Origin of the sequence: Plantactinospora sp. WMMB782, from assembly GCF_049179135.1 — a bacterium.
GTDB lineage: Bacteria > Actinomycetota > Actinomycetes > Mycobacteriales > Micromonosporaceae > Plantactinospora.
In genome coordinates this window covers 2,561,651-2,574,368 of sequence record NZ_JBMHMC010000007.1, presented here as the reverse complement: position 1 = coordinate 2,574,368, position 12,718 = coordinate 2,561,651, and the positions used below count along the sequence as shown (strand labels likewise).

The 12,718-nt window shown below is 72.3% G+C and carries 12 protein-coding genes; 7 read left to right on the top strand and 5 right to left on the bottom strand.

Going from position 1 to position 12,718, the window contains the following annotated elements; translation table 11 throughout:
* Positions 1-67: 67 nt before the first annotated feature.
* The 5 genes from ACN28A_RS13810 to dnaA form a co-directional block, all read right to left on the bottom strand.
* Positions 68-736: a DUF721 domain-containing protein gene (locus tag ACN28A_RS13810; RefSeq protein WP_421395540.1), complete on the bottom strand. Its 669-nt coding sequence runs from the start codon at positions 734-736 to the stop codon at positions 68-70.
* Positions 726-1,901 carry a DNA replication/repair protein RecF gene (gene recF / locus ACN28A_RS13805; protein WP_421395539.1) on the bottom strand — a complete coding sequence of 392 codons (1,176 nt, stop codon included), beginning with the start codon at positions 1,899-1,901 and terminating at the stop codon, positions 726-728. Before recF ends, ACN28A_RS13810 begins: the two co-directional genes overlap by 11 nt.
* A gap of 3 nt (positions 1,902-1,904) precedes the next feature.
* Positions 1,905-2,777: a phosphogluconate dehydrogenase (NAD(+)-dependent, decarboxylating) gene (gene gnd, locus ACN28A_RS13800; RefSeq protein WP_421395537.1), complete on the bottom strand. Its 873-nt coding sequence runs from the start codon at positions 2,775-2,777 to the stop codon at positions 1,905-1,907.
* A 26-nt stretch (positions 2,778-2,803) separates the two neighbouring features.
* Positions 2,804-3,937, bottom strand: a complete 1,134-nt coding sequence (gene dnaN / locus ACN28A_RS13795; protein ID WP_421395536.1) for a DNA polymerase III subunit beta — start codon at positions 3,935-3,937, stop codon at positions 2,804-2,806.
* 730 nt (positions 3,938-4,667) lie between these two features.
* Entirely contained in the window at positions 4,668-6,776 is a 2,109-nt protein-coding gene (gene dnaA / locus ACN28A_RS13790; protein ID WP_421395535.1) for a chromosomal replication initiator protein DnaA, read from the bottom strand.
* A 686-nt stretch (positions 6,777-7,462) separates the two neighbouring features.
* On the opposite strand from dnaA, the gene rpmH reads away from it, so the two are divergent.
* The 7 genes from rpmH (at position 7,463) to ACN28A_RS13755 (ending at position 11,976) form a co-directional block, all read left to right on the top strand.
* The gene (gene rpmH / locus ACN28A_RS13785) at positions 7,463-7,600 is read left to right on the top strand and encodes a 50S ribosomal protein L34 (protein WP_278065146.1); all 138 of its coding nucleotides are present in this window, start codon (positions 7,463-7,465) and stop codon (positions 7,598-7,600) included.
* 35 nt (positions 7,601-7,635) lie between these two features.
* Positions 7,636-8,076, top strand: coding sequence for a ribonuclease P protein component (gene rnpA, locus ACN28A_RS13780; RefSeq protein ID WP_421395533.1), 441 nt, complete (start codon positions 7,636-7,638; stop codon positions 8,074-8,076).
* Positions 8,077-8,102: 26 nt separating this feature from the next.
* Positions 8,103-8,366, top strand: a complete 264-nt coding sequence (yidD, locus tag ACN28A_RS13775; RefSeq protein ID WP_421404363.1) for a membrane protein insertion efficiency factor YidD — start codon at positions 8,103-8,105, stop codon at positions 8,364-8,366.
* Entirely contained in the window at positions 8,363-9,421 is a 1,059-nt protein-coding gene (gene yidC, locus ACN28A_RS13770) for a membrane protein insertase YidC (RefSeq protein WP_421395531.1), read from the top strand. Before yidD ends, yidC begins: the two co-directional genes overlap by 4 nt.
* Before the next feature lie 450 nt (positions 9,422-9,871).
* Positions 9,872-10,381, top strand: coding sequence for a protein jag (locus ACN28A_RS13765; protein ID WP_421404362.1), 510 nt, complete (start codon positions 9,872-9,874; stop codon positions 10,379-10,381).
* Between the two features lie 7 nt (positions 10,382-10,388).
* Complete coding sequence (locus ACN28A_RS13760; RefSeq protein WP_421395529.1) at positions 10,389-11,270, top strand: 16S rRNA (guanine(527)-N(7))-methyltransferase RsmG; 882 nt, start codon at positions 10,389-10,391, stop codon at positions 11,268-11,270.
* Positions 11,271-11,334: 64 nt separating this feature from the next.
* Positions 11,335-11,976, top strand: a complete 642-nt coding sequence (locus tag ACN28A_RS13755) for an HAD family hydrolase (protein WP_421395527.1) — start codon at positions 11,335-11,337, stop codon at positions 11,974-11,976.
* Positions 11,977-12,718: the final 742 nt, after the last annotated feature.

The window sequence follows — 12,718 nt, the reverse complement described above, 5'->3', positions numbered from 1 at the left end:
TCGGCCAGGGAAGGCCCAGACCAGGTCGGGCTGGAAGCCCCGGACCCGGTCAGTCGGGGCAGCCGGGTCAGCCGTACGTGTCCCGGGGGCCGCGTCCGCGTACCCGTCGCGGGCCCCGGGACCAGGACGGCGCGGTCGGGCCGTGCACGTGCAGTCGGCGGACCACGCCGTGCCCGACCTCGGCGGCGATCCGGCGCAGCAGCGAGGCGGCCAGCAGTCGCAACTGGGTCGCCCAGGCCGTCGACTCCGCCTCGACGGTCAGCTCGCCGTTCTCCAGCTTCACCGGGCGGCTGTGCTCGGCCACGTCCGGCCCGACCACCCGCTCCCAGGCCCCGAAGACGGTCGCCTCGGCGGCCGGCTGCTGCCAGCCCCGGGCCTTCACCAGCCGGGCCAGCACCGTGCCGAGCAGTTGTGGATCACGGGGGTCGGGTCCGGGACCGGAGTAGCCGCGCGGGCGACGCCGCTGCCCGCCGGCCCGTCCGGCGGTCGCCCCGGCACCGCCGCCGCCGTCCGCCGACTCCGCGTCCGGGTCGGCTCCGCCGGGGGTACGCCGTCGCGGCGCCGGACCCTTCCGCTTGGCCAGCGCGGCGTCGAGTACCGCCCGGGCCAGCTCCGGACCGGACAGCTCGCCGTCACCGGCAGGCGCCGACCCGTTCTCCGCGCCCGCCGCACCGGAGCCGGACCGGGCCGTCCCCGACGGCTCCGCCGGGCGGGGTGACTCCGGATCAGTCGGCACGGCGTACCTCCCCGTCGGAGACCTCGAAGCGGGCCCCCCGCAGGGCCTGCGGCACGTCGTCGGCGACCGCACACGTCACCAGGAGCTGACTGGCCCCGGCGACGAGTTCGGCGAGCCGCTCCCGGCGGCCGCTGTCCAGTTCGGCGAAGACGTCGTCGAGCACCAGCACCGGCTCGACCCCCTCGGCGCGGAGCAGGTCGTAGGCGGCCAGCCGGAGCGCGAGCGCGTACGACCAGGACTCGCCGTGGCTCGCGTACCCCCGGGCGGGCAGGGTGCCGAGGGTCAGGGTCAACTCGTCGCGGTGCGGCCCGACCAGGGTCGTCCCACGGTCGATCTCCGCCTGCCGCGACTCGGCGAGCGCGCTCGACAGGGCCGCCTGCAGAGCCGACCGGTCCGGCGTCTCCGGCAGCTGCACCGACGGCCGGTACGTCATCGACGCCGCACCCCGGCCGGCGGCCACCGCGTCGTACGCCTTTGTCACGTGCGGGCCGAGCGCGGCGACCAGTTCCAGCCGCCCGGCCAGCAACTCCGCCCCGTGCCGGGCCAGGTGGGTGTCCCAGACCGCCAGGGTGGACAGGTCGCCGCCGCCCTCGTCCGCCGGTCGCTCGTCGTCGCCGCGTCCGGCCCGTCCCCGCCCACCGCCGGTCTTCCGGGCCAGGTAGGAGGTACGCAGCAACGCGTTGCGCTGCTTCACCACCCGCTCGTAGTCGGCGCGGACGGCGGCGTACCGGGGCATCCGGAGTACCAGCAGGTCGTCGAGGTAGCGGCGCCGCTCGGCCGGGTCACCCCGGACCAGTTCCAGGTCCTCGGGAGCGAAGAGCACCAGCCGCAGCGCGCCGAGGACGTCCCGGGCGCGGCGGGCCGGGGACCGGTTCAGCCGGGCCCGGTTGGCCCGGCCCGGGGCGATCTCCAGCTCGACGAGCAGTTCCCGGCCCTCGTGCACGATCGCGCAGCGCAGCACCGCCGTGGCGGCACCGGCCCGGACCAGCGGGGCGTCGGTGGCGACCCGGTGACTGGCCAGCGTCGCCACGTAGCCGAGCGCCTCGGCGAGGTTGGTCTTGCCGACCCCGTTCGGGCCGACGAGCACGTTCCCACCCGGCTCCAGGTCGACCCCGACCCGCTCGTACGAGCGGAAGTCGACCAGTTCGAGCCGGCGGACGTACACCGGTCAGTGCTTGCGGACGGTGTGCCCGCCGAACTGCTGGCGCAGCGCGGAGACGGCCTTCAGCGCGGGCGAGTCCTCCTGCCGGGAGGAGAACCGGGCGAAGAGCGAGGCGGTTATGACGTTGAGCGGCACGGCGAGCCGGACCGCCTCGTCGACGGTCCAGCGCCCCTCGCCGGTGTCCTCGGTGTAGTCGCTGAGCTGGGTCAGCTCCGGGTCCTCGTCGAGCGCCCGGTCGAGCAGGTCGAGCAGCCAGGAGCGGACGACGGTGCCGTCCCGCCAGGACTTGACCACGCCCGGCACGTTCGTCACCAGCTCGGAGGCGGAGAGCAGCTCGAAACCCTCGGCGTAGGCGTGCATCAGGCCGTACTCGATGCCGTTGTGCACCATCTTGGCGTAGTGCCCGGCGCCGACCGGCCCGGCGTGCACGAACCCGAACTCGCCGGCCGGCTTGAGCGCCTCGAAGATCGGCATCAGCCGCCCGACGTGCTGCTCGTCGCCGCCGACCATCAGGGCGTAGCCGTTCTCCCGACCCCAGACGCCGCCGGAGACGCCGACATCGAGGTAGCCGATGCCGTGCCGGTCGAGCTTCTCCGCCCGGGGCAGGTCGTCGACGAACCGGGAGTTGCCGCCGTCGATGACGATGTCACCGGCGGAGAGCACCTCGATCAGCCCGTCGACGGTCGGCTCGGTGTACTGCACCGGCACCATCACCCAGACCGCCCGGGGCGCGACCAGCCGCTCGGCCAGTTCGGCCAGGCTGGCGACGTCGGAGAGCTCCGGATTCTGGTCGTAACCGATCACCTCGTGCCCGGCGGCGCGCAGTCGCTCGCGCATGTTGCCACCCATTCGGCCGAGCCCCACCAGGCCGAGTTGCATGAAATTTCCTTCCGGAACCGGTGCGATCAGCGGGTCACGCGGATCGGCATGATCAGATAACGGTAGCCGGGGATGCTCTCCCCGTCCTCGCCGGAGGGCGAGATCACCGCTGGCTTGAAGGCGTCGACGAAGGAGAAGACCGCCAGAGCCGAACCGAGGTTCTGGAGTCCGTCGATCAGGTACTGCGGGTTGAAGCCGATGGTCAACGGCTCGCCGGTGAAGGTGGCGTCCATCGCCTCGCTGGCCCGGGCCTCCTCGGTGCTGCCGGCCTCGACAACCAGCCCGTCCGAGCTGAAGTTCAGCAGCACCGGCGTGGTCCGGCCGCCGACCAGCGAGACCCGCTTGACGACCTCGACAAGCGCGGCGACCGAGACCCGGGCCTCGGCGTTGGAGCTGGCCGGGAAGAGCGAGCGCACCGGCGGGTAGTTGGCGCCGTCCAGCAGCCGGCTGGTGGTCCGCCGGGTGCCGCCGGCGAAGCCGATCAGACCCTCGCCGGCCGCGCCCTGGGACAGCGCCATCGTGACGTCGCCGCCGAGCGGGCCGAGTGCCTTGGCGGTGTCGTGCAGGGTGCGGGCCGGCACCAGCGCGTTGATGCTGACCTCCGGGTCGTCCGGCCGCCAGTCGATCTCGCGCAGGGCCAGCCGGTAGCGGTCGGTGGCCAGCATGGACAGGGTCGAGCCGTTCAGCTCGATGCGTACCCCGGTCATCATCGGCAACGTCTCGTCCCGGCCGGCGGCGATCGCGACCTGGCCGACCGCGGCGGCGAAGGTGGCCGCGTCGATGGTGCCGGCGCTGCCCGGCATCTCCGGCAGGGTCGGGTAGTCCTCGACCGGCATGGTCGGCAGGGTGAACCGGGCGCTGCCGCAGACCAACTCCAGGTGCGCCCCGGCGGCGGCGATGTCGACCGGCTTCGCCGGCAGCGCCTTGGTGATCTCGGCCAGCAGCCGGCCGGAGACCAGCGCGGCACCCTCCGCCTCGCTCTGCACGTCGACGGTCACCTGGCTGGAGACCTCGTAGTCGAAGCCCGACACGTGCAGCCCGCCCTCACCGACCCGGAGCAGCACGCCGGCCAGCACCGGCACCGAGGGACGGTTGGGCAGACTCTTCGCGGTCCACGCCACGGCGTCGGCGAGCGCGTCACGCTCCACGCGGAACTTCATGCCATGCCTCCGGATCGACGTCAGCGACAACTGTCTCATGCCGGCGGCCGCCTTCCGGCCCCGCCAAGCGTGCGGGTCTCCATCGCACCTTAGGACCCGGGCGCATCGGCTGTGCGCCCGACCCCGGCACTTCGGCAGATCCTGGTGCCCGGGTACGACGTTTCCAAAGACTCCACAGGATGCCCAACGCCGATGATTGGTTTTTGTTCTCTTAGAAGAGATAACTCAATCGTCTTCATCGGTGCTGTGCAAACTGTGGAGAAGTCGTCTCTGTGCTGGTCAGCGGGTTGTCCACCGGTGTGCGGGCTGTGGACGACCGGGGTCGAAACCGGGCTCGCGATCCACAGCCGGCCCGGCCGCCGGAGTTTTCCACCCTTGTCCACCGGTCATCCACCGGCTTACCCACCGGCTTTTCCCCAACTGTGGGGACAGCCGTCGAAAGATCGACACGGACTGTCCCCAGAACCTTCAACAGGCGGTGCACAGCCGGCCGGAACCGGTGGACAACTTCGTGACTCCTGGTAATCGTCCACACACGTTTCCACAACCTTCGTCCACAGGTTGTGGGTTCCCGGTCCGGAGCGATGCTCGGGTTATCCACCGACGTGGACAACCGGCTGTGGACAACCTGGGTACGACGGGTCGCGGGTGCCCGGCCCGGATGCGACCGAGGGCCGGGTACGGACCGGATCGGTCCGTACCCGGCCCTCGCCGGTCCGCAGCTGTCGGGTCAGGTGTTCTGCTTGATCCGGTTCGTCAGCTCGGCGATCTGGTTGTAGAGCGAGCGGCGCTCCGCCATCTGCTGCCGGATCTTCCGGTCGGCGTGCATCACCGTGGTGTGGTCGCGGCCGCCGAACGCCTGGCCGATCCGGGGCAGCGACAGGTCGGTCAGTTCCCGGCACAGGTACATCGCCACCTGGCGGGCGTTGACCAGCACCCGGGACCGGGACTGCCCGCGCAGGTCCTCCAGGCTGACCCCGAAGTAGTCGGCCGTGGAGATCATGATCTGGTCCGCGGTGATCTCCGGCCCGGAGCCGTCCGGGATGAAGTCCCGGAGCACCTCCTCGGCCAGCGACAGTTCGACCGGCGACCGGGTCAGCGACGCGAACGCGGTGACCCGGATCAGCGCACCCTCCAGCTCCCGGATCGAGTTGGCGATCCGGGAGGCGATGAACTCCAGTACGTCCGGCGGGGCGAAGAGCCGTTCCTGGGCCGCCTTCTTCTGCAGGATCGCGATCCGGGTCTCCAGGTCCGGCGGCTGGATGTCGGCGAGCAGTCCCCACTCGAACCGGGTACGCAGCCGGTCCTCCAGGGTGGCCAGCTGCTTCGGCGACCGGTCCGAGGTGATCACGATCTGCTTGTTGGCGTTGTGCAGGGTGTTGAAGGTGTGGAAGAACTCCTCCTGGGTCCGCTCGCGGTTCTCCAGGAACTGGATGTCGTCGATCAGCAGGATGTCGACGTCGCGGTAGCGGCGCTGGAACGCACTGGTCTTGTCGTCCCGCAGCGAGTTGATGAAGTCGTTGGTGAACTCCTCGGTCGAGACGTACCGGACCGAGCGGGCGTTGCCGAGCGTCGTCGCGTAGTGCCCGATCGCGTGCAGCAGGTGGGTCTTGCCCAGTCCGGAGCTGCCGTAGATGAACAGCGGGTTGTACGCCTTGGCCGGCGACTCGGCGACCGCGACCGACGCCGCGTGGGCGAACCGGTTGGACGAGCCGATCACGAAGGTCTCGAACATGTACTTCGGGTTCAGCCGGTTGCCGCCGACGTCCCCGGCCCCGCCGACGCCACCCGGCCGGCGGTCGTCCCGGCCACCCGGCCGGTGCGGTGCGTTGCCGCCGCCCCGGCCCGGACCGCTGTCGCTGCCGACGTCCCGTCCCGGCCCGAGCCGCCCGGCTCCGTCGCGGGGATCGTGGTAGCGGCGGTCCGCCGTCCGGGGATCCCCGAACTGGCCGAGGTCGTCGGTGCCCCGCTCCTCGAAGCCCCGCCGCTCCTGCAGCGGTGCGGTCGGCCGGTACGGCTCCGGATAGGGGGCACTGAACAGGGTTTCCTGGCCGTCCCGACTGGCCGGGATCAGGTTGCCCCGGATGTTGTCGGCCCGCCCGGACGTTCGCCCGCCGCCGCCGGGGACCTGTGCCGAGCCGGTGAACGGCGGTGGCTTGCGGCCGCCCGCCTGCTCCGGCGCCGGCCCGCGATCCTCGGGTACGTCGGCTTCGCCGCCGGCCGCGAACTCCTGCTCCGGCCGCACCGGGTACTCGTGCTCGGCCTCGCCGGGAAAGCGGAGCGGCTCGGCCCGGTAGCCGCCGGCCGGACCCGGTTCGGGATAGCCGGCGGAGTCGCGGTCGCCGGGGCCACGGGCCGGATCCGGGCCGGGATATCCGCCGACCGGTCCGGTGCCGTCGTACCCGCCGGCCGGCTCGACGCCGCCCGGAAAGCCGGGCGCACCGCCCGGACCCGGGTAGCCGGATGCCCCGCCCTGGTCCGGATAGCCGGGTGCCCCGCCCGGGCCGGGATAGTTCGGCGGTCCGGCCGGTTCGGGTCCGGCCGGATAGCCGGTGCCGGTCGGGCGCGGCTGACCGTCCTCGGGCGGCCGTACGGTGACCGCCACCTGGACCGCCCGGCCCAGTCGCCGGGAGAGGGCCTCGGTGATCGCCGGGCGCAGCCGCGACTCGATCACGTCCCGGGTGAACGCGTCCGGGACGGAGAGCAGGGCGGTGTCCTCGATGATCGTGTGCAGCCGGGTCAGCCGGAGGTAGGCGCGTTGCTGAGCCGAAATGATCTCGTCGGCCAGTTCCTCGGTCGTCGCCGCCCACACCGCGCCAAGGTCGATCGTGTCGGCCACCGTCGCGCCACCCCCATCGCCTCTGCGTCTCCGGCCGCCGTTGCCGTCCCGGTCGACCGTTCCAGGCTTGCTGACGTGCTCGAACAGGCACGACGCGACGCTCGGCGGGTGCCGGCGTCGTCCACAGGTTATCCACAGCCTGTGTATCGACCGATTGTGTCGCCCGGCCGGATGTCCGTGTCGGCTGCCCCCGGCCCGACCTGCGTTGACGCGGGTTCATCTGTCGAACGATCGACGAGCTTGTCCGGTTTTGCCCGCCAGCGGCATCCCCACCCCCTGACGCTGACGTGCAATCGGGCACGCTAACAGCGTTGTCCACAACCCTTCAACCGTCGGCCCCGCCGGGACCTTGTCGACATCAGCGAAAACCGCCGCCGATCGCCGGTCCGGGCTGTGCCCCCGCGTCGGAACCCGGCGGCGGGACCCGACGTCGCCGGGCCCCGCCGGTGGGAGCCGGTCCGGTCGATGATCATGATGTTTGACGGGGGATGTCGGGCTGCGTAGGCTCCAAGGGTTGCTCTGTCGCCCTCTGCTAGGGTGATGAGAGTCGTATGATCGCGGCCCGGCACGGGCCGTGGTCGTTGCCTGGACGGCATCGACACGTGGCCGTCCCGGCGCCCGACGCCAGACAATCATCCGACCCCGCCGGGACACGAGGCGGGGCGTACGACGACGGAGAGCCTGACGTGAGCAAGCGCACCTTCCAGCCGAACACCCGCCGGCGCGCGAAGACCCACGGCTTCCGGCTGCGCATGCGCACCCGGGCTGGCCGCGCCATCATCTCGGCCCGCCGTGGCAAGGGTCGCACCCGACTGTCGGCCTGACGGCTGGCAGGGCCGGTCCGGGGATGTAGGCAGTCGTGCTGGCGGCCGCACAGCGACTGCGGCGCAGCAGTGACTTCGCCGCGGCGATCCGGGGTGGGCGCCGGGCCGGTCGAGGATCCGTCGTGGTCCATCTCGACCAGGCCGGCACTCCTGCCTCCCCCACTACTGCTTCTGCCAGGACCAGTTCGGCATCGCAGCCGGTCCGGAGCACCGGCGCGGGAGACCAGCCCGCGCCCGCCCGGGCCGGCTTCGTCGTCTCCAGGGCGGTCGGCGGCGCGGTCGTCCGGAACAGCGTCCGGCGCCGCCTGCGGCACCTGGTCCGCGACCGGCTGCCGGCCCTGCCCCCCGGCAGCACCCTGGTGGTACGCGCACTGCCCGCCGCCGCCGAATCCTCGTACACCCGGCTCGGTGCCGACCTGGACGCCGCGCTCGCGGCGGCACTGGCCCCCCGGAAGTCCCCCCGGCGGTCCCGATGACGACGTCGTCCGACGGTACGCCCGGGATGACACCCGGCGCCCGAGTGCTGGCCGGAGCCATCGTCGCGTACCGTCGTTGGATAAGCCCGGCGCTGCCGGCCCGCTGTCGGTTCTACCCGTCGTGCAGCGCGTACGCCCTGGAGGCGGTCTCGCGGCACGGTGCGCTCCGGGGAACCGTGCTGGCGGTCCGGCGGTTGTCGCGCTGCCATCCCTTCCACCCCGGTGGATATGACCCGGTGCCGGAGCCGGGCGCACGCCGCCATGCCGATGTGACTGGAGCCCCGAATTGAGTCTCGACTGGATCTACTGGGCGATCTCGTGGATCCTGCTGCTCTGGCACTCTGCCTGGGACGCCATCGGGGTCTCGGCGGGGGCGGTCCTGGGCACCAACTGGTCCTGGATCCTGGCGATCATCTTCCTGGTGGTCACCCTGCGGGTGATCCTCTTCCCGATCTTCGTCAAGCAGATCAAGTCGCAGCGCGCGATGCAGGCGATCCAGCCCCAGCTGAAGGCGCTCCAGGAGAAACACAAGGGTGACCGGGAGACGCTCCAGAAGGAGATGATGGAGCTCTACCGGAAGGAGAAGGCGAACCCGCTGATGGGCTGCCTTCCGATCTTCCTGCAGGCTCCCGTCTTCATCGGCCTCTTCCACGTGCTCCGCCGGCTCGACCCGGCCAACGAGGGCAAGACCCGGTACGGCTGGACCGTCGACCAGTTCGAGAGCGCCACCCACGCCCGGCTCTTCGACGTGCCGATCGCCGGCAAGTTCGGCTCCAGCGCGGCGGAGCTGGCCCGGCTGAACGCCAGCGGCGCCTCGGTGAAGATCCTGGCCGGCGTACTGGTGGCCATCATGATCGCCACCACCTACCTGACCAGCCGGCAGATGATCCTGAAGACCGGCTGGGCGGAGGACCCGCAGCAGCGCATGATCCAGCGGTTGATGCTCTACGGCATCCCCGCCTCGCTGCTGGTCTCCGGGGCGATCTTCCCGATCGGCGTGGTCATCTACTGGGTCACCAACAACCTCTTCACGCTCGGCCAGCAGCAGTGGGTGCTCCGCAAGTACCCGCCACCGCAGCAGCAGAACGCCGGCAAGCTGCCGAAGCCGGGCGAGTCGGCTCCCAGGCGTACCACCGCAGGTACCGGCGGCGGCCGGAAGGGCACCGACGCCCGCAACCCGGTGCAGCCCGGCAAGCCGGCCAAGCCCGCCGGGCGGTTCGGCCGCTCCAAGGCCAACGGTGCGCAGCCGGAGAAGCCGGCCGTCGACACCAGGGCGCTCGCTCCGAAACCGGGCGCCAAGCCGGTCAACCCCAAGAAGGGGCGCCCGGCGAAGCGTCAGGGTTGACGCGGACCGGCCACCGCCGGCAGTTGTCGGTCGGTGGCCGGGTGGGACTTCGGGCCGTGCTGCCGCCAGCGCTGGCGCCGGACCGGAATCCGCCGCGCCCCGTGACGACGGGCACCGTTGCCCGCGAAGACGTGCCCGTGGCACTCGGCGATCTCCCGCTGGGCCTCGGGAAACCAGCGGGACCGTACGGTCCGGCCGAGAGAGTACGGAGATGAGACGGTGACCGACACCAGTATTCCGCGCGCCGAGCAGCCCATCGGCGACACCGATCCGGCCGTACCGGCGGGCTCGCCCGCGGACGCCGAAACCACCGAGGCCGTCGCGGTTGCCGGACAGAGCGCGGACACCGGTCCGGCGCGGGACGACGACGATGTCGACGAGGACGAGACCGACGACGAGGCTGACGAGGTCGACGGCGACGAGGACGGCGACGCGGAGGCCGACGACGACGTGGCGGGGCGGGCCAGCAACGGCGGGAAGCCGGCGGCGCCGACAAGCGACGCCGACCTGTTCCGGCAGAGCGAGATCGCTGCCGACTACGTCGAGGGCCTGCTCGACATCCTCGACTACGACGGCGACATCGACGAGCTGGTCTCCGCCGGGCGACCGGTGGTGGAGGTCGTCGGCGGGCGGTTGCAGGCGCTGGTCGGACAGCGCGGCGCCACCCTTGAGGCGCTCCAGGAGCTGACCCGGCTCGCGGTGTTCCGGCAGACCGGCACACCGAGCCGGCTGCTGCTGGACGTCGGCGGTTACCGGGCGACCCGCCGCAAGGAACTCTCGGCGGTGGCCAAGAACGCGGTCGAGAAGGTCAAGCAGCACGGCGAGGCGGTCCGGCTGGAGCCGATGTCCGCGTTCGAGCGCAAGTGCGTGCACGACGTGGTCAACGCGATCGCCGGGGTGGAGAGCGAGTCCGAGGGCGTGGAGCCGAACCGCCGGATCGTCGTCCGTCCGGTCGACTGAGCGGTCCATGGCGTACCGATCCGTTTCCGGCCCGGGTGGCGAACCGCCGCCCGGGCCGGCGCCTGTCCGGACCGGGGGTGACGACCCGCCGGCCGTACCGCTGCCCGCCGAACTCGCCGGGCCGGCCCGTACCCTCTTCGCGGACCGGCTTCCACTCGCCGCCGCGTACGCGGAACTGCTGGCCGGTCCCGGGGTGCTGCGCGGCCTGATCGGCCCCCGCGAGACACCCCGGATCTGGGACCGGCACCTGCTCAACTGCGCGGCGGTGGTGGAACTGCTGCCTCCCGGTGTCTCCATAGTGGACGTCGGATCCGGTGCCGGGCTGCCCGGGATCGTGCTGGCGATCGCCCGGCCGGACCTGACCGTCACACTTGTCGAGCCGCTGGCCCGGCGGGCGGTGTTCCTGGCCGAGGCGGTCAGCACGCTCGACCTCACCGACCGCGTCACGGTGGTCCGGGCCCGGGCCGAGGAACTCGCCGCCCGCCGGCGCGAGGGTGGCCGCCGCCGGTCCGGCCGGTCCGCCGAGCCGGTGGCCGCGTCGCCCGGCGAGCCGGTGGAGCTGGCGGACCTCCCGGCCGGGCTGCCGGTGCCGGCGGACGTCGTCACGGCCCGCGCCGTCGCCCCACTCGACCGGCTCGCCCGGTGGTGCCTTCCGCTCGTCCTGCCCGGTGGGCGCATGCTGGCGCTCAAGGGAGCCAGCGCCGCCGAGGAGGTGGCCGAGCACGCCTCGGCGGTACGCCGGTCGGGCGGCTCCGCGCCGGTCGTCCGGCAGGCCGGGGTGGGAGTGGTCGACCCACCGACCACCGTCGTCGAGGTGGTACGGGACGGCGTCGCCCGTCCGGCGGCCCGGGGTACGGCGCGCAGCCGGCGCGGCGACACGGCCCGCTAGCAACTCGTCGACGCCGGCCGGTTGGTGGCTCGGCGACGCGCATTGGCGGCTATACCCTGGGCCGGTGACGCTGCCCCTGCCGTCCGGCGAGTTCCGGGCCTACCTCTTCGACTGTGACGGCACCATCGCCGACTCGATGCCACTGCACTACGTCGCCTGGCAGCGGGCACTGGCGGAGTGGAACTGCGACTTGCCGGAGGCGCTCTTCTACGCCTGGGGCGGCCGGACGGTGCTCGACATCATCGCCACGCTCAACGAGCGACAGGGCCTGGCCATGCCACCCGAGGTGGTGGCCCGGCGCCGGGAGGACCACTACCAGGAACTGCTGCCGCGCCTGGTAGCCGTACCCGAGGTACGGCAGCACATCGACCAGGCGCACCGGCGACTTCCGATCGCCGTGGTCTCCGGCAGTACCAGAGAATCGGTCACCGCCTCCCTGGAGACGCTGGGTCTGCTGGAGAAGTTCGACGTACTGGTCTGCGCCGAGGACTGCGCGAGAGCCAAGCCCGATCCGGAGGGGTTCCTGCTCGCCGCCCGGCTGTTGGGCGTACCGCCGGAGTTCTGTCTCGTCTTCGAGGACACGGACCTCGGCATCCAGGCGGCGACGGCGGCCGGCATGGCGTCGGTGCGGGTGCCCCCGCCATGGCAGCGTCGGACCTCCGGCGGCCGACCCGGCCGGCTCGGCGATGCGTCGGCGAGCCGCTGACCGGCGTCGCCGCCGACAGGTCGCGGGACCCGAGAAACGGGCCGGACGGGAGTGGCGTACCTCTCGTTCGGCCGACTGGCGGGCACAATTGTCGGCAGCAGGGCGAGACGTCGAATCTGCTGATCAGGGCCGGTTCCCGGGGAGAGGCCTCCGGAACGGCCGGTTTTCATCCTACGGACAGCCGTGGCCCAATCTGCCCAGCGGCCGTAGGCTGACCGCGCGTCGATAGTGTAGACCGGGCAGCGGGCGGCGCCGCAGGCCTCCGCTGCTTCTTTGCCGGACCGCACGCTACGCCCCAGGGCGCGGGCATGGGCGCTGACCGGACCGACACCATCCGAAGCTGGCAGGGATGAAACGGTGCATGACAACGGTAGGTATGAGGATCCAGAGATGACGGACTCCGGGGGCTACCACTCCGGCGGCGCCGATGTTTCACGTGAAACCGACTACGAAGGTTGGTCTGCCAGCGGCCGGGTCCGGCCGCCGGACCAGGGTGACGGGCCCGACGGCCAACCGACCGGGTACGACTCCGCTCCGCCATCCGGCCCGAGTCGCGGTACCGCCCGAGTCGTGCCCCCGGCCGGCGCTCCGGATCGGGCCGGCTCCGAGTACTCCCCGGTGGGATCGCCGTTCGCGCCGGGTGCGCCCGGCCCGGGAAGCACGACGGATCTGCCACGGCAGCCGGTACGCGCTCCGGGTCCGGAGGGCTCAGGCAACGGCGCGGAGCACCCGAGGCCGGCCG